The sequence below is a fragment of the Synergistes jonesii genome, from assembly GCF_000712295.1.
Taxonomy (GTDB): domain Bacteria; phylum Synergistota; class Synergistia; order Synergistales; family Synergistaceae; genus Synergistes; species Synergistes jonesii.
Genome location: NZ_JMKI01000036.1, coordinates 173,613 through 194,367 on the forward strand (window position 1 = coordinate 173,613; position 20,755 = coordinate 194,367).

General features: G+C 55.0%; 21 protein-coding genes and 1 tRNA gene. 8 read left to right on the forward strand and 14 right to left on the reverse strand.

The annotated features are described in order from the left end of the window. Positions 1 to 143 precede the first annotated feature (143 nt). The 13 genes from EH55_RS08755 to EH55_RS08820 all read right to left on the reverse strand — a co-directional run bounded on the left by EH55_RS08755 (position 144) and on the right by EH55_RS08820 (position 11,834). On the reverse strand, positions 144 to 1,259 hold the full coding sequence (locus EH55_RS08755; RefSeq protein ID WP_037976806.1) for a YkvI family membrane protein: 1,116 nt from the start codon (positions 1,257 to 1,259) through the stop codon (positions 144 to 146). A 45-nt stretch (positions 1,260 to 1,304) separates the two neighbouring features. Continuing rightward, complete coding sequence (locus EH55_RS08760) at positions 1,305 to 2,648, reverse strand: aminotransferase family protein (RefSeq protein ID WP_037976808.1); 1,344 nt, start codon at positions 2,646 to 2,648, stop codon at positions 1,305 to 1,307. Positions 2,649 to 2,679: 31 nt separating this feature from the next. Continuing rightward, positions 2,680 to 3,081: a RidA family protein gene (locus EH55_RS08765; protein WP_051682777.1), complete on the reverse strand. Its 402-nt coding sequence runs from the start codon at positions 3,079 to 3,081 to the stop codon at positions 2,680 to 2,682. Between the two features lie 481 nt (positions 3,082 to 3,562). Beyond that, complete coding sequence (locus tag EH55_RS08770; protein WP_037976810.1) at positions 3,563 to 4,759, reverse strand: NAD(P)/FAD-dependent oxidoreductase; 1,197 nt, start codon at positions 4,757 to 4,759, stop codon at positions 3,563 to 3,565. Next, positions 4,756 to 5,040: a (2Fe-2S)-binding protein gene (locus tag EH55_RS08775; RefSeq protein ID WP_037976813.1), complete on the reverse strand. Its 285-nt coding sequence runs from the start codon at positions 5,038 to 5,040 to the stop codon at positions 4,756 to 4,758. Before EH55_RS08775 ends, EH55_RS08770 begins: the two co-directional genes overlap by 4 nt. 25 nt (positions 5,041 to 5,065) lie before the next feature. Continuing rightward, the gene (locus tag EH55_RS08780; RefSeq protein WP_037976816.1) at positions 5,066 to 5,569 is read right to left on the reverse strand and encodes a 4Fe-4S binding protein; all 504 of its coding nucleotides are present in this window, start codon (positions 5,567 to 5,569) and stop codon (positions 5,066 to 5,068) included. Next, positions 5,569 to 6,666, reverse strand: coding sequence for an NAD(P)/FAD-dependent oxidoreductase (locus EH55_RS08785; protein WP_037976818.1), 1,098 nt, complete (start codon positions 6,664 to 6,666; stop codon positions 5,569 to 5,571). The genes EH55_RS08780 and EH55_RS08785 overlap by 1 nt, the downstream gene beginning before the upstream one ends. An 18-nt stretch (positions 6,667 to 6,684) precedes the next feature. Continuing rightward, a complete protein-coding gene (locus EH55_RS08790; protein WP_037976820.1) occupies positions 6,685 to 6,993 on the reverse strand; it encodes a (2Fe-2S)-binding protein in 309 nt (102 codons plus the stop codon). A 523-nt stretch (positions 6,994 to 7,516) separates the two neighbouring features. After that, positions 7,517 to 8,968, reverse strand: a complete 1,452-nt coding sequence (locus EH55_RS08800) for a sodium:solute symporter family protein (RefSeq protein WP_037976825.1) — start codon at positions 8,966 to 8,968, stop codon at positions 7,517 to 7,519. 15 nt (positions 8,969 to 8,983) lie between these two features. Next, a complete protein-coding gene (locus tag EH55_RS08805; RefSeq protein WP_037976827.1) occupies positions 8,984 to 9,187 on the reverse strand; it encodes a hypothetical protein in 204 nt (67 codons plus the stop codon). 78 nt (positions 9,188 to 9,265) lie between these two features. Beyond that, positions 9,266 to 9,943: a 3-oxoacid CoA-transferase subunit B gene (locus EH55_RS08810; RefSeq protein ID WP_037976829.1), complete on the reverse strand. Its 678-nt coding sequence runs from the start codon at positions 9,941 to 9,943 to the stop codon at positions 9,266 to 9,268. A 2-nt stretch (positions 9,944 to 9,945) separates the two neighbouring features. Continuing rightward, positions 9,946 to 10,614, reverse strand: a complete 669-nt coding sequence (locus tag EH55_RS08815) for a CoA transferase subunit A (RefSeq protein WP_037976831.1) — start codon at positions 10,612 to 10,614, stop codon at positions 9,946 to 9,948. A 20-nt stretch (positions 10,615 to 10,634) separates the two neighbouring features. After that, positions 10,635 to 11,834 (reverse strand): thiolase family protein, encoded by a 1,200-nt coding sequence (locus EH55_RS08820; protein ID WP_037976834.1) that lies wholly within the window; start codon positions 11,832 to 11,834, stop codon positions 10,635 to 10,637. Between the two features lie 347 nt (positions 11,835 to 12,181). Here EH55_RS08820 and EH55_RS08825 point away from each other — a divergent pair, with 347 nt between their 5' ends. Then, the gene (locus tag EH55_RS08825) at positions 12,182 to 13,768 is read left to right on the forward strand and encodes a PucR family transcriptional regulator (RefSeq protein WP_037976836.1); all 1,587 of its coding nucleotides are present in this window, start codon (positions 12,182 to 12,184) and stop codon (positions 13,766 to 13,768) included. Positions 13,769 to 13,838: 70 nt separating this feature from the next. Here EH55_RS08825 and EH55_RS08830 read toward each other — a convergent pair whose 3' ends face one another. After that, complete coding sequence (locus EH55_RS08830; protein ID WP_037976838.1) at positions 13,839 to 15,116, reverse strand: Glu/Leu/Phe/Val family dehydrogenase; 1,278 nt, start codon at positions 15,114 to 15,116, stop codon at positions 13,839 to 13,841. A gap of 406 nt (positions 15,117 to 15,522) precedes the next feature. On the opposite strand from EH55_RS08830, the gene EH55_RS08835 reads away from it, so the two are divergent. The 7 genes from EH55_RS08835 to larC all read left to right on the forward strand — a co-directional run bounded on the left by EH55_RS08835 (position 15,523) and on the right by larC (position 20,715). Beyond that, a tRNA-Leu gene (locus EH55_RS08835) sits at positions 15,523 to 15,607 on the forward strand. 316 nt (positions 15,608 to 15,923) lie between these two features. Then, positions 15,924 to 16,916, forward strand: coding sequence for an energy-coupling factor ABC transporter permease (locus tag EH55_RS08840; RefSeq protein ID WP_037976841.1), 993 nt, complete (start codon positions 15,924 to 15,926; stop codon positions 16,914 to 16,916). A 14-nt stretch (positions 16,917 to 16,930) separates the two neighbouring features. Continuing rightward, complete coding sequence (cbiQ, locus tag EH55_RS08845) at positions 16,931 to 17,734, forward strand: cobalt ECF transporter T component CbiQ (protein WP_037976843.1); 804 nt, start codon at positions 16,931 to 16,933, stop codon at positions 17,732 to 17,734. After that, entirely contained in the window at positions 17,722 to 18,414 is a 693-nt protein-coding gene (locus EH55_RS08850; RefSeq protein ID WP_037976845.1) for an energy-coupling factor ABC transporter ATP-binding protein, read from the forward strand. The genes cbiQ and EH55_RS08850 overlap by 13 nt, the downstream gene beginning before the upstream one ends. Positions 18,415 to 18,426: 12 nt before the next feature. Further along, positions 18,427 to 19,182, forward strand: a complete 756-nt coding sequence (gene larE, locus EH55_RS08855; protein ID WP_037976848.1) for an ATP-dependent sacrificial sulfur transferase LarE — start codon at positions 18,427 to 18,429, stop codon at positions 19,180 to 19,182. Continuing rightward, positions 19,175 to 19,930 (forward strand): nickel pincer cofactor biosynthesis protein LarB, encoded by a 756-nt coding sequence (larB, locus tag EH55_RS08860; protein ID WP_037976850.1) that lies wholly within the window; start codon positions 19,175 to 19,177, stop codon positions 19,928 to 19,930. Before larE ends, larB begins: the two co-directional genes overlap by 8 nt. After that, positions 19,930 to 20,715: a nickel pincer cofactor biosynthesis protein LarC gene (gene larC / locus EH55_RS08865; protein WP_037976852.1), complete on the forward strand. Its 786-nt coding sequence runs from the start codon at positions 19,930 to 19,932 to the stop codon at positions 20,713 to 20,715. Before larB ends, larC begins: the two co-directional genes overlap by 1 nt. The last annotated feature ends 40 nt before the right edge of the window (positions 20,716 to 20,755 follow it).

Below are 20,755 nucleotides of genomic sequence, written 5' to 3' on the forward strand. Positions count from 1 at the left end.
CGGACTCCTCTTCTCCTCTGATTTATCTGCAACAGCCCTCCTCTGCGCGTTATTTGAATGGTTGACAGACTTTCATGATTACGACACAGAGGAGGCGCTGTGCATAGCTATAAGCAAAAGGTACTCTCAGTTTTTTAAGACCTCTAAACGGCTTCGTAAGTATCCGCTTCTGCTGCTTTCCTGGCCCGGTAGTCGCGCACGTTACGGGCTACCACAAACACTACGAAAATGAAACCCACATAACCGTTGATCACATATACGATATTGACCAGACGGTTGAAAGGCAGAGCCACGGCGATAAAGAAACCGGCCACTCCCAAAATGACGGTGAGCCACCGATATTTTTGGGTCTTTTCCTCCGCCATCCGGTTGACACCGGTCCACAGCAGCGGACAAGCGGTTGTATAAACGCCCAGGAATACCACTACCGAATAAACGGTAGCCGCCAGGGGGCTGACATTGTCGATGATCAGCAATAAGGGCACCTGAGAATTCCGAATCATCTCAATATTGGCGATCTCCGCTAAAGACACAATGCCAAAGGCGAGAGATACCATAAAGATACCCAGCAAAGCGCCATATCTGGCATTTTTGAAATTCTTTTCCTGGCGCCCGATGCCTGCGAAGAAAGCTACCATCCACATGATAGCGAAACCGATATCCGAGATAATAGCCTGCCACCAAGTGGGGGCAGCCTTCATGATGTCCAGCGTGGGAGCCAATTCGCTGCCCCGGCTGATGCCAGTATCCGCAAAAACGATGCCCAACACCGCGCCGGCAATGCACAGCAAAATCAGCACCGGCCCCATGCGGCCGATCACATCCACCATCTTCCCTAAACCAAACACCACGGTAGCCACGCCGGTCACTGCAATAAGCAGCACGCCCACCCAGGTGGGCAGCCCGTATTGCTGCCACAAAACAGCGCCGCCGCCGGAACACATCACCACGAAGCATAAATAGCAAAAGATCGTGGCGAACCAGTCGTAGAAAGACCCAACATATTTGCCGCAAAAGTGGCGACACACCTGTTGCATCCCATTCTCAAAATGTCCCTGATGACCCGCCACCATAAAGTTATCGTTGAGATACCAAAAAAATATAAAGTAAATTACGCAGCTAACAAGAGAAATTAACCCGTAAGCGGCAAAATATTGTAGCATCTCCTGGCCGGTGGCATAACCGGCTCCCATATAATAAGCGACAACGGAACCGGCTATAACTAATACTCTTTTCCAGCTAATTTCCTGATCAGTCATAGTTACGTTGCTCTCCCCTCTATTAAAAATGGCAGATCTTTTAACTTACAACAGCTCATGGCAGACTTGGGCGAGGGCTTGCTGGAACAGGTCCATGAGCAATTGGCATTCGGCTGCGGTGATATTGATCGGGGGGGAGATGATGCGATGGTCGCCGCTGGTTTCGTTGATGGAGTAGCCTCCGGGGTACAGGGCCAAGCCCAGCTTCATCCCCGCCTGTTCAAGCTTGGCGTTGAAACCGGCTTTGGCCGGGAACGGCTGTTTGGTAGCCGGATCAGCCACAAATTCCACTCCTATCAGCAGGCCTTCGCCGCGGATGTCTCCTATCACCGGCAATTCCGCGGCCATTTCCGCCAGCCGGCCTTTAATGTAGGCACCTTGCTTTGCCGCGTTTTCCGCGAGCCGCTCCCGCTGAATGATCTCCACCGCTTTGTTCCCTACCGCGCAGGCCAGAGGATTCCCCGAATAGGTATAGCCATGGGTAAACTTGCCGCTACCTTTCTTGACAGCCTCTACCACCCTGCCGTCCGCCATCACGCCGCCCAAGGGGAAATAACAGGAGCTGACGCCTTTGGCAAACGTCAGGATATCCGGGACCACATCAAAATATTCCATGGCGAAATGCCGTCCTGTCCGGCCAAAACCAGTCATCACCTCGTCAAAGATCAGTAATACATCATACCGGTCGCAGATTTCCCTGACCGCCCGGTAATAGTCGTCCGGCGGACGCAGCGCGGATAAAGACGTACCGCCGATGGGCTCCGCCATAAACGCCGACACGTTCTCCGGTCCTTCCCGCAGAATGCAATTCTCCAACTCCTGCGCGCAGCGCAAGCCGCATTGGGGATAACTACGATCGTAAGGACAACGGTAACAATATGGAGCCTCAATATGTGGGCTGTCGAACAAATATGGATCATATTTTTGCCGCAGGCCCCGTTTTCCCGAGACCGACATCGCTCCGATGGTATTGCCGTGAAAACTCATCCACCGGGAGATCACCTTGTGCTTACAGCTCCGGCCATCCCGCTCCAGATAATATTGCCGGGCCAGCTTGACGGCCGTATCCGTAGCTTCCGAACCGCCGGAGACGAAATACACAGCTTCGTAATCCTGGCCGCTGTATTCCACAACACGGCGGGCCAGCTGCTCCGCCTGCTCGTTGGTAAAGCTGTGCATATGGGTATAGGCTAATGTGGCCGCCTGCTTACCCATGGTCTCCGCTATCTCCTCGTTACCATGACCTAAATTTGCGGAAACAGAACCACTGCACGCGTCAATATATTTCCGCCCATCTTTGTCGTATAGGTAAATGCCCTTTCCTCGAACGATGGTGGACAAACGCTTATTGAAATTCCGATAAAATACCTTGCTCTCAGTGACCTTCACCGGCTTCGCCCCCCATATCTTGTTTTGCGCATTATTTCTTTACTATCGCTACCAGGTCTAATTCCACCTTGCACCCCGGCGTGGTCAGCGCGTTCACCGCCACAATTGTGCTGACCGGACGGTTCTTCGCGAAATATTTGTTCCGCACCGGCGCTACCTGCGGATAATCATTAACGTCCGTCAAAAAAATCTGTGCTTTCACCACATCATTCAACCCGGCCCCCGCTGCTTTGAGCAGTTGCTCCGCCAGCTTGAAAGCCTGCTCCGCCTGCCCGGCTACATCCCCCGGACACACTACTCCGCCGTCCTGGTCGATAGAGGTCTGCCCGGTCAGATAAATCATTTTGCAATCCCCCACTTCGACCGTTAAAGCCGGCGAATAAGCGGGCGCTCCCGGCGCTGTTCCCGGTACGTAAACCGCTTCCTTAAACATTCTTTTATCCTCCTTCTATCTAATTCAACCGATGTTCCCAAGGCTCCGGATACGCCGTACAACGTGCCTGTGTGATTTCCGGCATCGATTCCGGAGCCATTTCCCGCGTTGTCGTCCGCCGTTTCCGGAAGGCGAATGCCGCGCGTATCCCGTCACTGTCAAATCGGCGCTGTTAAAGGCCGTGATAGACGTTTGCCGACGCCCTTTTCCGCCTGCCCGTCCCCCTTCGGTGCAACGAGGAGTCATGGAGATAACCGCTTGATTAGTCCCGGACATCAAGTCCATAGCTCCTCCCGCTTCCAACTGCCGGTTGGCGTTGTAATCGGTGGCCGTATTATCCGGCCAAGTCCCTGCCCTCAGCCTCCCGTCCCCCGCGTGAATTGCGATATACTCCGGCCGTATACAATACGGTGCCGTGGCGGCATACCCATTACGCGATTGAGAAATATATAGGGCCCGTCATTGGTAAATTCCTTCGCTGCTAATACAAGGATTTCCTGGTGATGGAGAAAGGTTCGATGGGAATCATGGAATCCCGGAAAGCCACCTGCTGGGCAATAGTGAAGCCGCAACCCAAGCCCAGGGCCATGCCGCCGCCATTCAAGCCGGAAGCCATAACGAAGCCCTCCACGCCCGGAACGGCGCCCATGACCGGCAGATCATCCTTGGTATAGGGGAAGAAATTGGCGAAAGAACGAATAATATTGACCTTTTTGTTCCGTAGAGGCGGCGTCAGGTCGTTGATGCATTTGGCGATAGCCACCGGGCATTCGAAATTGACCAAATTATCATAGCCCACGAAATCTTCAGTGCTGCCCAACAGAAGATTGCCTTTACGCAGTTGGGTGTAAACGTAACCCGCTTCCAATTCCTCGACTTCGCCAGCCTCGATGGCCTCAAGCTTTTTGGCCTTGGCCAATTCTTCGAACACGTAGGTAGCGCTCATCATCACGGTGTCCATGAAGGGAGCAATGGGCTCGCTGACCAGCACCGTCATGCGGTTGGGCAATATTGGAATATCCACATTGACCAGCTTGCCTATTTGGGCGGCCCAAGAACCGGTAGCGTTGACCACAACGTCGGTACGGATAGTGCCGCGGCTGCATTCCACCTCGTGTACGCGGCTGCCTTTAAGATTGATAGCGGTCACGTCGGTCTGCGTCCACACCTCTCCGCCCTGCGCTTTGATAGCGTCTTTCAGCGCTACACAAACCAAAATAGAGTTGACGCAGCCGTCCAGCGGATTCCAGGTGGCGCCCACCACATGCTTGGATACCTGCGGTAAGCGTGCGTGGAAATCCGCAGCGTCCAGCAATTGCATTTCTATCATACCTTCGTTCCAGCGGCCCTGCACCCAGGGCTTGAACAGCTTCATCTCTTCCTCTGACTCCGCCACGATGTAGCCGCCGCAATTGTTGTATTCCACATCCATCCCGAACGTTTCTTCGAAATTGGCATAGAATTGCTGGCTCAAGCGGGCGAAGGGCAATACGGCCTGTTTACGCGAGGACAGCCAGACCCAAGCCTCATTGGAGCCCGAAGCGCCGGAACCTACATCTTTTTTCTCGATCAGAATCACCTTTTTGCCAAAACGGCACAGAAAATAGGCTGAAGCAAGACCGAAAATACCGCCGCCCAATACCACCACATCGGCTTCTGTCTTGAGTTTCTCGTTCATTTCTCTCCCTCCCCCAAAGCGTCTATAGGTAACGGACGCACCGGCGGACGCGCCGTGTTCTGGCGGACATTTTCCCCATCCAACCCAGTTTTTTCCCGGATGATATTGGTGATCAGGCGGGAGCAAGTGCGCCCTTGGCAAATCCCCATTCCGGCGGTTGTGCGTTTTTTAATCTCGTTGATACTGTGTTCGCCTTTGGCGATGGCAGTCTCAATATCAGCTAAAGTGATCTCGTTACAACGACAAATGATCAACTTGCTTTTGTCGATCTCGTTTCCCATCGTTAATCCCTCCTGCCATCAAAAATTAAAGGCGTTTGATGCCCCGGGCTTCCATCAACAGATCTTTGGGCACCCAAACCTGTATCACCGGGGTTTTATCACTGGCCTTAGTAGAGAGGACTTTTTCCACATTGCCCTCGCAAATAACCTCGCCGGCCCGGTTGACCACCTGGACCAGCTGCCCCGCCGTCGGCAGAGGCAAATACTCATGGGGGAAGCTGACCTTGCCCAACTGCCCCTCTGGGCTGCCGTCCACAATAAAAATCGCCAATCCAGGGCAGCCAAACACGCAACTGCCGCAGCCGGTGCATTTGGAGGCGTCCAGTTTAGGCAGATCGGTTATATCGTCGCCAATAGTAATGGCGGAAAATTTGCAAGTAGTGGTGCAGGGGTCGCAGGGAATATCCTGCACGCACTCAATAACCGCAACCGGCCCCTGGCAAATACGCTCCCAGGTAGGTAAGGCCGGCAAACGCCGCACCTCCTCAGGGGACAGATAGCCTTTTGTCGCTAATGATCGCCATTCCATTATTCACTCATCCTCCCCATCAAATTTTCTTTTCCAGCCTGGCGCTTATCGCCGTAGGAACCGCTGCGCAGGTTGCGCAAGCGCAAGCGAATAGCGCCTTTTTCCGCTTCCGCTGCGTCCGCGGACGGATGACCGAGGGCTTCCGCCACGGCCACGCCGGCCAGACGGCCTTCGTCTAAGGCGGTGCTGGCTTCTTCCACGCCGGCCAGGTCGCCGGCAACATAAACGTCCGGTTCGCTGGTACGCATATTCTGGTCGTGTATCGGCACATACCCTCCCAAAGTGGGCAGATAAGCCATCCTGCACTGAGCCAGTCTCGCCAGTTCCACTAAGGGGGACAGCCCCACGCTCAGACAGATCATATCTACGTCCAACTCTGTTTCCGTGCCGGGTATGGGCTGCCACTGTTCATCGAGCTTCTGAATGACGGCTTTTTCCACATAGCCGTTGGGGCCGATGGCCTCGGTAATGGTATGGCTGCACAGGATCGGCACACCGGCTCGGGCGATTTTCGCCGCGTGAACGCCGTAACCACCGATGCTGGGAGCAGCTTCAATAACGGTGACCTGTTCAGCGCCGGCTTGTAATAACTGATATGTAACGATAAGCCCCACATTGCCGCTGCCTACCATCAGCACACGTTTGCCTGGCAAGACTCGGTGCATATTCATCATGGTCTGGCAAGCGCCGGCGCCCATCACCCCCGGCAAAGTCCAGCCGGAGAAAGCCAAAGCGTTTTCCATGGCTCCCGTAGCGATAATCAGCTTTTTGAATCCCCACTGCTGCACTTTGCCGTCACTGGTAAATACGCCCAGTTTATTCTCACGGAAAACGCCCCAGACCACCGAATTAGTCATGATGCGCACCCCAAGGGACAGGGCTTCTTCTTCCAGCTTTTGCCCCAGCACAAAGCCGCGTACTCCGGCCTGATGCTCCGCGGAGCCGAAAAATTTATGTAATTGTTTGATTAACTGACCTCCGCAGCTCCTGTTCTCGTCGAATACCACTACAGAGCCGCAACCGTATTTGGCCGCCTCAACGGCGGCGCCAAGGCCGGCTGGGCCGGCGCCGATGATTATTACCTCTGCCTCACGCATAATTATCACCTCTGTTTCTTATTCGATCTTTCCATGACCATGCTGGGTTTCTACGACCATACCAGCCCGCAGCGGCTCGACGCAAGTCCTTACGTTGACGCGTCCATCCACGGTCATCCTGCACTCGTTACAGCGCCCGATAGCGCAGAAGATACTGCGCGGGTCGTCGTTCTTTTGACTGTAATGCAATATCACATGACCGGCGGCAAACAGAGCGGCGGCGATAGGCTCGCCTTCAGCACCTTCCACTGGAGTCCCGTTGAAATAGAAGGTCACCATTTTCGTGCTTTCAGCTTCCCCCAGGATCGGATGATTTTTTACTCGCATAACAACACCTCCTTTCTGAAGCAAGATAGCCCCTCTTTGTAAATCAAAACCCACTCAACTCACTCAAACTGATAAAACCGGGCGGTTTTGGATGTCTGCGGCGGTTTACCAACGGAGATACCCGCCGCTAGCTCACACAAATCAATCTTCCCCTCACACAGAAGGGGAACAGCGCGTATTCCGGCAACTCTCACGCCCGCTTTCCCGTAATCGGCGAACAGACGGCGTTCAAGAATTTTCGGCTCGCCGCTTTTGCTGACGTGCTGCATTGCGATATAAACCCGTTTTGCCCCGGCTAAGAGGCCTTATGGCTCCTCTCAAGCCGAGCGTTTTTCCTATAAATTAAATTTCAAGAGAATATGATGCTTTGGTAATAATAGTTCGTCTATCGCCGAGAGTTCCCCGCGAACTGTTGCGGTACTCGTTCTCTCTTCTAATACAATTAAGTAAGTATAAGTCTGACCAAGCCCCCAGATAGCCTTTATCTAAGGATTTTTATATCATATCGTTTTTGTCAGCGCTGTCAGTCGGCAATCTCCCCGCTTTCGTGAATTTTTGACACGAGCTCCATTATTTTAGGATCTGTCGGCGCGGTGAAGTTGCTGGCGACAAAGAGCACGACGAAGCTGATGGGGATGGCTACCAGCACATGGGAAAGAGGCGGCATTTTTGTAAACCAGAGAAGGTAACAGTAGCTGATCCCCCCGGACAGGCAGCTCAACAAAGCCGCCCGAGGCGTGGCCTTTTTCCACCATATTCCTAAAAGTATCGGGGCTAGCAGAGAAGAGCCGAGCAAACCGACCGCCGCAGTATACAGCATGGTAAGGAGCTTCGGCGGATTCAGCGCGAAATAGATCGCCAGCACCCCGGCTATCCAGGTTATGATCAGCCCCATGCGCACTACCTTTTTGTCGGTAGCATCCTTATTGATATGTTTTTTGTATATATCGTTGACGGCCGCGCTGCTGACGGCGAGAATGAGCGCGTCGGTGGTGGACATCACGGCCGCCATGACGGCCGCTACGGCGATCCCTCTCATTATGGTGTTCGGCAGGAAATATTCCATCACCCTGAGAAAGACGGTATCCGCATCTTTGAGGTTCGGGAAGAGGACGTGTCCGGCAGAAGCGACCGCGAGGACGCCGACGACCGTCAGAATGGCGTAGAAGACCATGGAATAGTTCAGAGAGAGTTTTGCCGAGTAAGAGTCTCTGGCTGTGAAGACTCTCATTACCAGATGCGGGACTGTGCAGCCGGCGATGAGCCAGACGACGAAAGCGCCGGCATAGCTTATGAACGACATCTCTTTTAAATGGCCGAAGGCGGGGCTGGCGGCGGTCGCCTTCCCCAGCAGGGGAGTTACTCCGCCAAAGGAGGCGAAGACGACGAGGGAGAGCAAGATGACTACGGCGAACATCAGGATGCCCTGTAATACGTCGGTCAATGTTATCGCCCACATTCCGCCGATTGAGACGTAGAGGGTGAAGACTATCGCCGTTATTATCACCGCATAATGATACGGCAGCCCCAGCAGATATACGACGGTGATGCCGGCGGCTTTAAGCTGAGCGACGATATATACTTCCATCGCGACCATAATTATGAGAGGAACGACGATGCTCAGCGCTTTATTGTTATACCTTATATTCAGGTACTCCGGAACGGTGCGGACCTTTAGATCTCTCAAATGCTCCGCCACCAGGATCGCCGCGAAGGGAAAGCCTACGACGGCCCCGGCGTACATGGCAAAGACGTAAGGGACTCCGGCGTTGTAGGCGAGGCCGTTGACGCCCAATATGGAGCCGCCGCTGCCAAGCGCGGCCATCAGCGCCCACGAATTGGCGAATGTTCCTATCTTTCTCCCGGCGACCCAATAATCGTCCGAGGAAGAAGAAACTTTCCTGCTGGCCCATATTCCGATTATTATACAAATAAGGATATAAGATACAGTAAGCGACAGTTCGACAATTTTCATATAAAATTCGCTCCTTTATTTACTATCCTTGCTCTTGAGTACGAAGAAAAGGGTGACGAGCGGAGCCGCGAACATTAAAAGTCCCTGCACCCAGCCGAAGAGCGCGATCCCGTATATCAACGATGTCGATCTGATAGGCAAAAAAGATATGACACACAAAATCACCAGCGCGACAAAACAGATGAAGTCAGTTTTTTTCATTGAAAACCAGTTGTTCATTTTTTCGCCCCTTCCAACTTAACAAACTAAAGATAATTTGAGCTATTTCGTCTGCTCCTTATCTGACTTTACTTGCAATCAAAAACGCCCGAGCTCTTCGGAGACGGCAAAAGAGGCTTCTGTGATCTCTTTTAATTCCTCCACGGTTATCTGACTGGATATTTCCCTGAGAACCATCTTTCCCCCTTCAAAGCGGAATGAAGCGTATTCTGTGACGATCACGTCGGCCGCGCCGTAGCCGGTTATCGGCAAAGCACATTTTTTTACAATTTTGCTTTTACCTTTTTTAGACATGTGCTGCATCGCTATATAGACTTTTTTAGCGCCCGATACCAAGTCCATCGCGCCGCCTACGCCGAGCATTTTGCCGTTGGGGATTATCCAGTTGGCGATGTTGCCTTCTTCGTCCACTTCGAACGCTCCGATGACGGTCGCGTCGACGTGTCCGCCGCGGATCATTCCAAAAGAGTCGGCGCTGTTCATATAGCTGCATCCCTTCGTCTCCGTGACCTTTACCCTACTGGCGTTTATCAGCAACGGGTCGATATGGGCCTCGTCCGCCACGGGCCCCACTCCCAACATGCCGTTTTCGGCCTGCAAGAAAACTCGCTTGCTCGTTATGTAATCAGCCACCATCGTGGGGATGCCGACGCCGAGATTGATAAACAAGTCGTGTCCTCTGCTCATTTCATCAAATTCTTTGGCGATGTATTTCGCTATTCTGACCTTCGCATCTTCTTCCGTAAAAGTAAACATTTCTAACAACTCCTTAATACGATTGCGTCTACATAGATATGCGGCGTTACGATGCTCTCGGGGTCAAGGGCTCCCGCCGGCACTATCTCTCCCACCTCGGCTATCACCGTTTGAGCGGCCGTCGCCATTACAGGGTTGAAATTTCTGGCGGTCTTGTGGTAAACGAGGTTTCCCAGCTCATCGGCTTTATCGGCGCAAATGAGGGCTACGTCGCCCCGGATGGCCTCCTGGAGCAGATACGTTTCTCCGTCGAATTCTTTTGTCTCTCTGCCTTTCGCAAGCTCCGTGCCCACCGCCGTTTTGGTGTAGAAGCCGGCGCTTCCTACTCCGGCCGCCCTTATGCCTTCTGCGAACGACCCCTGGGGTATAAGCTCTACGGTGATTTCGCCGGCGTTGTACGCCGCTGCGACTTCGGTGTTCCAATTGTAATAAGTGCCGATGAGCCCCTTTATTTTCTTTTTGGTCAGCAGCTGCCCCAAGCCTATGTTGGGGGAGCCTAGATCATTGCTTATTATCGTAAGCTCTTTTTTATCGCTTTCTACCAGCGCTTTGATGAGCTGTTTCGGATCGCCGGCGTTGCCGAAGCCGCTGATGAATATTTTGTCTCCGTCTTTTATCAATCCGATCGCTTCCTCAAAAGAACGAAGCTTCGTGCATTCTATTTTGTTCATCCCCTGCACCCCCCAGCCGTTTAGATTCTTTCAAAGGCCATGGCCATTCCCAGCCCGCCTGCGACGCAGATCGTCGCCAGCCCGTAGCGGACGCCTCTTTTCTGCATTTCATAAAGCAAGGTGGTCGTGATTCTGGAGCCGGAGCATCCGAGAGGATGCCCCAACGCGATGGCACCGCCGTTGACGTTGACTATCTCTCTGTTTAATCCGAGTTCGTTTATACAGGCGACCGACTGCGCCGCGAACGCCTCGTTGAGTTCTATGAGCTCGAAGTCTTCGAGTTTGAGCTTTTGCGGCTCAAGTATTTTCATCAGCTTGCGCGTGGCGGCCACCGGTCCTATTCCCATTATGCGCGGGTCCACTCCCACGGCGCACCCTGCGATGATGCGCGCCATGGGCTTCAGCCCGAGTTCTTCTACCTTTTCTTTTGACGCCACCAGCACCGCGGCCGCCCCGTCGTTGCGTCCCGACGCGTTCCCCGCGGTCACGAAGCCGTTTGGGAATACGGTTTTCAGTTTCGAAAGTTTTTCCATGTTGGTGTTGCGTTTGGGGAATTCGTCCGTGTCGAAAATAATCGGGTCTTTCTTGCGCTGCGGAACGATTACAGGTACGATCTCGTCTTTAAAGCGCCCGGAATCGATCGCGGCGACGGCCCTCGTCTGGCTTTCCAGAGCGAATTCGTCCTGCGCCTCGCGGGATATGTCGAATTGCCTCGCTATGTTGTCGGCGGTCTGAATCATCGAGAATGTCCCGTAGATGTCGTTGGGCTGGCTTTTAGGCTGGCTTTCTATATTGGGGTCTACAAATACGCCGTTGCCGTTGCCGACCCCGAATCTGGCGTTGCGGACGTAAAAGGGGGCCGTGCTCATGCTCTCTACTCCGCCCGTCAGAACGATGTCCGAATATCCGCACTGAATTTGCTGCATGCCGTTGAGTATAGCCTGCATCCCGGAGGCGCATTGGCGGTGAACGGTGTATGCCGGCGTCGACTCCGGGATCTGCAGCATGAGAGACACGACTCTTGCAATGTTGGGGGCGTCCGTTGTCTGCTTCGCCTGCCCGCAAATTACCTCGTCGATTATGTCTCTGTTGATGCCAGCTTTGTTTATGGCCCCTTCGAGGGCGACCCGCAGCAGCTCTTCGGGCTGCGTGTTCTTCAGGGTTCCGCCAATCGATCCGACGGCCGTTCTCGCCGCCGAAGCCACATACACTTCATTCATTGTTTACCATCGACCTTTCATCGTGTGCTGCGGACGTCTTGATTATTCGTAATATATCAAACGCCCCTGTAAACTCAGGTAATTTATCTATGCTTATGGTATCTATGGATAATTATTTTAAAAATGTTTTGTGAAATAAAAATCAGAGGGCTTTTTTGTAACGCAACACAAATCATTCGATAGTGCTACAATAGGCGTGGTCGAAATAATGCGGCTATAAGGCGTCCTTTCGTTTATATATATTTTAATTTGTATAAATAAATAAAAAATATGCTATGTTTTTATATGAAAATAAAAAGAATGAAATAAAACATCCTTTTATAATATAGGCGAGAGGAGGGAAAGTCGTGCGTGAGTTTATAGATGTCGAATGGCTTACGGAAATATCCATGTTCAAAAATCATATAAGGCTCGTCGCCGGCAAGGGAGGGCTCGACCGCCACGTGACATATGTAACTGTGCAAGAAGCGCCTGACTTTTATAAACAAATCGAAGGCGGGGAGTTCGTCCTTTCCACGTGGTATGCCTTCAAGGATGATATGGACGCAGGGCTCGACGCCATACGCAACCTGTGCGGCATGGCCTCCGGGGTCTGCATCAAGGTCAATAGGTTTATCGATAAGCTGCCGCCGGAGTATCTAAAGTGCGCGGATGAGTTCAACCTCCCGCTGTTCATCGTGGACAAGAGCGTCAAATTCCGCGAGATCATAAAAAGCATTACCCTTGAGATCAATATGGCGCACGTCAACGTTTTGGTTCAATTGAACGATTATTATACATACCTCTTCCAAACGGCCCTGGAAAACGGGAGCGCCGATTCCATGCTGCTCGACTTCGCCAAACGCTCCGGATTGATCGCGATTACGGTTTCCGCGGATTTTAAACAGCTACGCGGTATGCGCTCATTTCAAAAGCTGCCCGAGCATGAATACAGGCTTCAGGTTATAAAGGATATTATCAGCCTGAACTCCAGCCCCGTGAAATATTTCTGTGAAAATGAGTACCACATTTTCCCGTGTATCGCGCGAGGGTACTGCTACGGCTATCTAGTCGTGCTGAGCGCCAATATGTTGTCAGAACGCCAGCGTCTGTATATCGCCCAGCTGGTCAATATCATAACGATAAAATGGCTCGATCGGCAGGAGAAAGAGAACGATACGCTGCTTTCTCTGTTGGAGATGATTCTAAACAGTCCGGAAAAGGATCAGGAGCGTATAATTCAGTTTTTTAATAAGAAGTCGATAGATTATACTTCCGGGATACGAGCTATTCAAATAAAATACGACAAACCCAATAAAAGCGACACTAAGGTCAATTTCGCAGTGGTCCAGCGTTTCTTGGCCGACATGATCGCGATAAAGCCAAATCTCTTATATATATGGGATAAGCCGGCCGACTCCTTTACTCTTCTGATAGATAAGCAGACCCGGGAAGGAGACGACCTTTCTCACGGCTTTTTGCACAGCGTCGCGAAGATTTCGGAGAACTACAGGGATATATCGGTGTCGATCGGACCGGTGGTGACGGCTGTTTCTGATATCCGAGTCAGCATAAAGATGGCGAAAAACTCTTTCTTATTCAAGAGCGGCGATGAGTCGAACGTCATATGTTATAAGGAAAACTTGATGCAGTTTGCGCTGCTCGGAGGCGCCGATTCGAGAGAAAGCGATTTTTTCCTGGAGTATACGATAATACCTTTGATAGAACACGACCGCTGCCATGACGACCTTATTATGGAGACGCTTTCCTGCGTGGTTGAAAACGCTACTTTGGAGCAGGCCGCCAAAAAGCAAAATATCCACGTCAATTCCGTCCGCTATCGATTGCAAAAAATTAAAAATATATGCGGTTTGGATTTTTTTAATCAAAACGAAAAATATATTATGATAATCGCCTATATGATTTATAAAAACAGAAAAAAATATTGTTACTGACGCAGAACAACGGCCCAAACAAAAAGGACGGGCAAGAGCCCGTCCTTTTTATAAATAGCAGGCTTTTCTATTAGAGGAAGAAGCCCTTCGTCCTGAGCCCGTCGGCGACGCGCTTGATCGCGACGAGGAAGGCCGCGCGGCGCATCTTGACGTTGTGCTCCTCTGCGTAGTCCCAAACTCTCTTGAAGTTGTCCTTCATGATCGGGACTAAGCGGCTGTTGTACTCTTCCTCCGTCCAGAAGAAACCGGCGAGGTCCTGTACCCATTCAAAGTATGAGCCGATGACGCCGCCGCTGTTCGCGAGGAAGTCGGGGACCACGAGGATCCCGCGCTCGTCGAGAATCTTGTCGCCTTCCGGCTTTGTCGGGCCGTTGGCGCCTTCGACGATATATTTGCATTTCAGCTTGCCGGCGTTCTTTTCGTTGATGACGCCTTCAAGGGCGCAAGGTGAAAGAACGAGGCACTCCTGCTCGAGGATCGCGTTGCCGTCCATCTTCTGGAGGCCGGGCTCGTCGTATCCTTCAAGGATGCGTTTCGGATGCTTCTCGACGTGCGCCTTGGCGGCGACGACGTCGATTCCCTTCGGGTTGTAGTAGCCGCCGGTGATGTCGCTGATGCCGACGATCTTGCAGCCGGCCTGCTGCAGGAAGAGCGCGTTGTAATGTCCGACGTTGCCGAAGCCCTGTACGATGACCGTCGCGTCTTTCGGATCGATGCCTTTTCTCTTGAGCAGTTCGAGGACGCACGTCGAAACGCCGAGCCCCGTCGCCGCGGTGCGGCCTTTCGAGCCCCAGTATGTGATAGGCTTGCCGGTTACGACGCCCGGTTCGAGTTTACCGCGGAGCTTGGATATCGTGTCCATGATCCAGACCATTTCAGGGCCGCCCGTGTTGACGTCCGGCGCCGGAACGTCCGTCCAGTCGCCGATGAACGGGGCGATGCGCGCCGCGAACGTGCGGGTCATCATTTCGCGCTCGCGCGGCGAGAGTTCGAACGGGTCCACGGCTATGCCGCCCTTGCCTCCGCCGTAGGGGATGCCGGCGAGCGAGCATTTCCATGTCATAAGGCTTGCAAGAGCTTCGCACTCTTCAAGGTTGACATCGGGGTGGAAGCGAAGCCCGCCCTTCGCGGGTCCGCAGACCGTCGAATGCTGTACGCGATAACCGTTGAAGACCCTGACGGAACCGTCGTCCATCTTGACGGGCACGGATACGCAGATCGCGCGCTCCGGACGGCTCAAGACCTCGACGAGCCCGTCTTCAAGTCCCATTTCTTCTGCTGCCGAATAAAAGTTCTGCAAAGCGGTGTGAAGAAGAACATTCGTGGAAGTGCGTTTCTGTACGGCCATACAAAAAACCTCCTTGATATTTAGCCCTTTCGGGGCGATACTCCGAACTGCGCCACTTACGGCGCAACTCATCTGCTTTATTATTTTATTCCCTATCACTTTTTCCGTAAAGGGGAGCGGATAAGGTTATATTTGTGAAATCCAGAAAATAACATAAAATTTGTAAATTTTCGCACCGAGACTTAGATAAAAAAGGAAGAATTTGTCATATAGAACAAACTTCCTGCGAAAATAAATCCGCCTTAAGCGCCGCTAGCTAAAATGTTCCGGCTGCGTTTTGCGTACTTTGCCGCCGGCGGGGTGCAGCCGCGCTTTTTGCGGCTTGTGTTTTTCGCTGGGCCTTTCGGCGTTTGCTAAAAAGGCTTGACTAATCAAATATTTTTTTATATACTTTCCGATGTTGAGCGCCGGGGTGGTGGAAATGGTAGACACGCACGTTTGAGGGGCGTGTGGGGCAACCCGTACGAGTTCAATTCTCGTCTCCGGCACCATTTTTTATTTAAACCTTTCCGTAGTTATTAATCGGCAACAGAAAAGGCGTTTACATATGGAACGTGAATGGCGTCCGGCATACAAGAAAAAAATAACGCGCCCCGCCCGTGTTTGCTTGACCTGCGGTGAGTCAAATGGTAGTATTTTGTAACGCGAACGAAGCGTCGGCGCTCCGCGAAGAAGGCCGGGCCGCACGAAGCGGCGCTTCAAAAAAGTTTCGTTCGGGCCGTTTGGCGGTATTTTAAATTTGAGCCACGAAGGCTTTTTTCTTTTTGAAAAGAGAGCCGCGTGGCTTTTTGTTTGGAGGAGATCATTATGCATATGTCCGATGCTCTGCTTTCCCCAGCCGTCGCGCTTACGATGTGCGCGGCCGCCGGGGCCGCCGTCGCTTATTCGGCGGCGAAGCTGAAGAAAAACGAGTTTTCCGAGAAAAAGCTTCCGCTCACGGCGATAGCGGGCGCATTCGTATTCGCCGCGCAGATGATAAATTTCACGATACCGGGCACCGGTTCGAGCGGCCACATCGGCGGCGGCATTCTTTTAGCGGCGCTCGTCGGCGGCGACGCGGCGCTGCTCGCGGTCACCGCGGTGCTGGTGATTCAGGCGCTCTTTTTCGCCGACGGCGGGCTTCTCGCCCTGGGCTGCAACATATTCAACATGGGCGTGATCCCCTGCCTCGTCGTTTATCCGCTGGTATTTACGCCGATGCTGAAAAGCGGCGTCACGCGGGGGCGCCTCGCCGCCGCGTCGATAGCTTCCGCGCTGCTCGCGCTGCAGGCCGGGGCTTTTTCCGTCGTCCTGGAGACTACTTCCTCCGGGATAACGGCGCTGCCTTTTTCAACGTTCGTCATGCTGATGCAGCCGATACATCTTGCGATCGGGCTCGTCGAAGGCCTCGTGACCGGCGCGGTGCTTTCGTTCGTCTGGAAGGCCCAACCCGAGCTGCCGGATTTCGCCGCGGCGAGCTTTGAAAGCCGCCCGATGAAAAAGGTCCTCGCGCTCTTTGCCGCGCTCGCGCTGCTATGCGGCGCGATTCTCTCGTCGTTCGCGTCGTCCTACCCCGACGGGCTCGAATGGTCCATACTGAAGGTTACGGGAAAAGAAGAGCTTGAGGCCTCCGGCGAAATTTTCGACAAGTCCGCCGCGCTTCAGCAGCGCACCGCTGTGATGCCGGACTACGATTTCGCCGAAGGAGAGGGCAAGGGCACGGCCGCGGCCGGAGTGATCGGCTCGGCGGCTACGTTCGTGCTCGCGGCGGCGGTATGCGCGCTCGTTTCGAGGTCGAAAAAGAAGGGGCTGCCGAACTGACGGGCGGAAGATAAATGCCGGAGCTGCGCGCGGCGCTTTACGACATTTATTCGTTGGAAGCGCTTTCAGTCGGAGCTTCCGCTATGCACGCGCTCGACGCGCGGGCGAAAGCCGTCGGCACGCTTTTTTACCTCGCGGCTCTGCTTTCGTTCAGGCAGCGCGAGCTGTCGGCGCTCGCGCCTTTCGTTCTTTATCCGGCGGCGGCGCTTTCCGTCGCCGGCGTCCCGCTTCGTATGATGATGAGAAGGTTTCTTACGGCGCTTCCCTTTTGCCTTTTCGCGGCGATTTCGTCGGTTTTCTTCGACAGGGCGCCGCTTTTCTCTATCTTCGGCGTGACGGTCACTTCGGGCTGGCTGATATTTTTCTCGATAATGTTCCGCGCGCTGCTCTGCGTCGCCGCGGTGCTGGCGCTGATAGCGACGACGCCGATGTACGAGCTCACGCGCGCTCTGCGTCGGATGCGCGTGCCGGAGTATTTCGTTTTTCTCTTCGAGATGACGTGCAGATACGCGGGAACGCTCTCCGAGGAGGCGCTTTCGATGCGCACCGCGTGCGCGCTGCGCGGCGGAGGCGTGAGGATGCGCGACATGGGCTCCTTCGCCGGCCGGCTGCTGCTGCGTTCCTTCGCGCGCGCAGAGCGGGTCTGCGCCGCGATGAGATGCCGCGGCTGGGGCGGAGGCGACGTACTTTTCTGCAGCGGGCGCGCGCTCCGCTTCGACGATTATATTTTTCTCGCGCTACTCTGCGGCTCGTCGCTCTTTTTCCGCATCGTGAACGTGCCGCAGGCGGTCGGCAAGCTCCTGATATGTTTGTTTTAGAAGACCTCACCGTCACGTATCCCGACGGCACAAGGGCCGTCGAAGGCGTTTCGTTCCGCCTTGCGCCGGGCGAAAGCGCGGTGCTTGCAGGGGCTAACGGCGCCGGCAAGAGCTCGCTGATTCTCGCGGCGGTCGGCGTGCTGCCCTCCACCGGCATGGTCTGCGCCGACGGCGTGACGCTCGAAAAGAAAAATCTTGCTGAGCTCCGCAGGAGGGTCGGCGTGCTTTTTCAAAATCCAGACGATCAACTCTTTTCGGCGACGATTTACGACGATATCGCCTTCGGCCCGCGAAACATGGGCCTCTCCGCCGAGGAGACGGAAAGACGCGTAAGCGAAGCGCTCGCGCTTCTGGGTATAGAATATCTGCGTGGGAAAACCGCGCTGAAGCTCTCGGGCGGGGAGAAGCGCCTCGCGGCGCTCGCCTCGGTCCTCGCGATGAAGCCCTCAGTGCTGCTCTTCGACGAGCCGACGGCTTTTCTCGACCCGCGCGCGCGGAGGAATTTGATAAAGATAATGAACGGTCTGCCGCAGACCAAACTCATCGCGTCGCACGATCTGCCCTTCGCCGGCGCCGTGGCGTCGCGCGCGATAGTGTTGAAAAGGGGGCGGCTCTTCGCGGACGGGGCCGCGCGGGAAATACTCCGCGACGAAAAACTGATGGAAGAGGGCGGATTGTAGGAGGTCCCAACGGTGGAATTAAGCGAATTTTTCAGAAAAAACCCACGAGTGGCGCTCGCCTTCTCGGGCGGCGCCGATTCCGGATACCTGCTCTACGCGGCTGGAAGGCACGGCGCCAAGCTTCGCGCCTACTATATCAAATCGCCCTTTCAGCCGCGCTTCGAGCTTGACGACGCGAAGCGCCTCGCGAAGGAGCTGCGCGCGGAGCTCACGGTGATAGAATATGACATATTGGGCTACGCCGCCGTCGCCGCAAATCCGCCGGATCGCTGCTACTACTGCAAGAAGGCGCTATTTTCAAGGATAATCGAACGCGCCGCGGGCGACGGCTTTCCGGTAGTGATCGACGGCACCAACGCGTCGGACGACGCCGGGGAACGCCCCGGTATGCGCGCGCTTTCCGAGCTCGGCGTGCTCTCGCCGCTGCGCGAATGCGGCATAACCAAGGCCGAGCTTCGCGCGCGTTCGAAAGAGGCGGGGCTTTTCACATGGGACAAGCCCTCCTATGCGTGCCTCGCGACGAGGATTCCCGCCGGGACGAAGATAGAGCGCGATACGCTGCGGCGCGTCGAAGCGGCGGAGAGGGAGATGTCCGCGCTGGGCTTTTCGGACTTCCGCGTCAGGCTCTTCCACGGCGCCGTGCGGCTCCAGCTTCCCGCCGGGCAGTTCGCCGCGGCGGCGGGCATGCGCGCAGAAATAGCCGCCGCGCTGGGAAAATATTTCGATACGGTACTTATAGACACCGAGGCGAGGGATAAAGATGAATAAAAACGAAACGAAGGAATTACTTGAAAGGGTCGCGCGCGGCGAGACGAGCGTCGAGGCGGCGCTGCTCGCTCTGAAAGACGCGCCCTTCCGCGACATCGGCTTCGCGAAGATCGACGGACACCGGGCGCTGCGCTGCGGGGCGGCGGAGATCGTCTACGGAGCGTCGAAGACGAAGGAACAGATCGCGGAAATAGCCGCGGAGATGCTGGGCTCGGGGCAGAAGACCGTCCTCATCACGCGCATGAGCCCCGACGCGGCGGAATTCGTGAGCTCGCGCCTGCCTCTCGATTACAACGAAGCGGCGAGAGCCGGTATAGCGGGGGAAAGGCCGGCGCCCGACGGCCGCGGGAAGATCGTCATAGCGACCGGCGGGACGAGCGACATCCCCGTCGCCGAAGAGGCCGCCGTGACGGCGCAGGCTCTGGGAAACGAAGTGACGCGCCTCTACGACGTCGGCGTCTCCGGGCTCCACCGCCTGCTCGCTCATACGGACGAGATAATGACCGCGAGCGCGATAATCGCGATCGCCGGCATGGAGGGGGCGCTCGCAAGCGTCGTCGGCGGCCTCGCCGATTGCCCCGTGATAGCGGTGCCGACGAGCGTCGGCTACGGCGCGTCGTTCGGCGGGGTGTCGGCGCTGCTCTCTATGCTCAACTCCTGCGCCTCCGGCGTTTCCGTCGTCAACATCGACAACGGCTTCGGCGCGGCCTACTGCGCGAGCATGATAAACCATATAGGGGTGATATGATGAGAGCGCTCTACCTTGACTGCGGCATGGGCGCGGCCGGAGATATGCTGACGGGCGCGCTGCTCGAACTCTATTCCTCCCCTGCCGAATTCCTGAAAGAGATAAACGCGGCCGGCCTGCCCGGCGTGAAGGTCGCGGCGTCGCCGTCGGAAAAGTGCGGCGTCGTCGGGACCCGCATAGACGTTTTCATAAACGGCGAAGAGGAAAAGCCCCAGGCCCCGCACCGCCACACTCACGGCGCACACACACACAGCCGCGCCCATCGTCACGGCGGCCTGTCCGACATAAGCGAAATAATTTCGCGCGCGGCGCTGCCCGAAGAGGTACGCAAAAATGCGCTCGCGGTATACTCTCTCATCGCAGCGGCAGAGAGCAAGGTCCACGGCGTACCGGTGGAAAAGGTCCACTTCCACGAGGTCGGCGCGCTGGACGCGGCGGCCGACGTCTGCGGCGTCTGCCTGCTGCTTCACAGGCTCGCGCCGGAAAAGATTTTGGCCTCGCCCGTACACGTCGGCAGCGGGCACGTGCGCTGCGCGCACGGGGTGCTGCCGGTGCCGGCGCCGGCGACGGCCGAGATACTGCGCGGCGTGCCGATATACGGCGGCGCGCTGCGCGGTGAGCTCTGCACGCCGACCGGCGCGGCGCTCGTAAGGCACTTCGTCGACGCCTTCGCGCCGATGCCTGTGATGAGGGTGGAAAAGATCGGCTACGGAATGGGCAAAAAAGATTTCGCCCGCGCGAACTGCGTGAGGGCGATGATAGGCGAGATGGAAGACATCCGCTGACGCCGCTGCGGACGAATTATCAGAACGCCCCCGCGGGGAG

What these genes read in the sequence shown, in the direction of transcription:
- EH55_RS08755 (WP_037976806.1), bottom strand. Translation starts at nt 1,259, where the DNA reads ATGACTGATCAGGAAATTAGCTGGAAAAGAGTATTAGTTATAGCCGGT.
- EH55_RS08765 (WP_051682777.1), bottom strand. Translation starts at nt 3,081, where the DNA reads ATGTTTAAGGAAGCGGTTTACGTACCGGGAACAGCGCCGGGAGCGCCC.
- EH55_RS08770 (WP_037976810.1), bottom strand. Translation starts at nt 4,759, where the DNA reads ATGAACGAGAAACTCAAGACAGAAGCCGATGTGGTGGTATTGGGCGGC.
- EH55_RS08775 (WP_037976813.1), bottom strand. Translation starts at nt 5,040, where the DNA reads ATGGGAAACGAGATCGACAAAAGCAAGTTGATCATTTGTCGTTGTAAC.
- EH55_RS08780 (WP_037976816.1), bottom strand. Translation starts at nt 5,569, where the DNA reads ATGGAATGGCGATCATTAGCGACAAAAGGCTATCTGTCCCCTGAGGAG.
- EH55_RS08785 (WP_037976818.1), bottom strand. Translation starts at nt 6,666, where the DNA reads ATGCGTGAGGCAGAGGTAATAATCATCGGCGCCGGCCCAGCCGGCCTT.
- EH55_RS08790 (WP_037976820.1), bottom strand. Translation starts at nt 6,993, where the DNA reads ATGCGAGTAAAAAATCATCCGATCCTGGGGGAAGCTGAAAGCACGAAA.
- EH55_RS08800 (WP_037976825.1), bottom strand. Translation starts at nt 8,968, where the DNA reads ATGAAAATTGTCGAACTGTCGCTTACTGTATCTTATATCCTTATTTGT.
- EH55_RS08805 (WP_037976827.1), bottom strand. Translation starts at nt 9,187, where the DNA reads ATGAACAACTGGTTTTCAATGAAAAAAACTGACTTCATCTGTTTTGTC.
- EH55_RS08810 (WP_037976829.1), bottom strand. Translation starts at nt 9,943, where the DNA reads ATGTTTACTTTTACGGAAGAAGATGCGAAGGTCAGAATAGCGAAATAC.
- EH55_RS08815 (WP_037976831.1), bottom strand. Translation starts at nt 10,614, where the DNA reads ATGAACAAAATAGAATGCACGAAGCTTCGTTCTTTTGAGGAAGCGATC.
- EH55_RS08820 (WP_037976834.1), bottom strand. Translation starts at nt 11,834, where the DNA reads ATGAATGAAGTGTATGTGGCTTCGGCGGCGAGAACGGCCGTCGGATCG.
- EH55_RS08830 (WP_037976838.1), bottom strand. Translation starts at nt 15,116, where the DNA reads ATGGCCGTACAGAAACGCACTTCCACGAATGTTCTTCTTCACACCGCT.
- EH55_RS08840 (WP_037976841.1), top strand. Translation starts at nt 15,924, where the DNA reads ATGCATATGTCCGATGCTCTGCTTTCCCCAGCCGTCGCGCTTACGATG.
- cbiQ (WP_037976843.1), top strand. Translation starts at nt 16,931, where the DNA reads ATGCCGGAGCTGCGCGCGGCGCTTTACGACATTTATTCGTTGGAAGCG.
- EH55_RS08850 (WP_037976845.1), top strand. Translation starts at nt 17,722, where the DNA reads ATGTTTGTTTTAGAAGACCTCACCGTCACGTATCCCGACGGCACAAGG.
- larB (WP_037976850.1), top strand. Translation starts at nt 19,175, where the DNA reads ATGAATAAAAACGAAACGAAGGAATTACTTGAAAGGGTCGCGCGCGGC.
- larC (WP_037976852.1), top strand. Translation starts at nt 19,930, where the DNA reads ATGAGAGCGCTCTACCTTGACTGCGGCATGGGCGCGGCCGGAGATATG.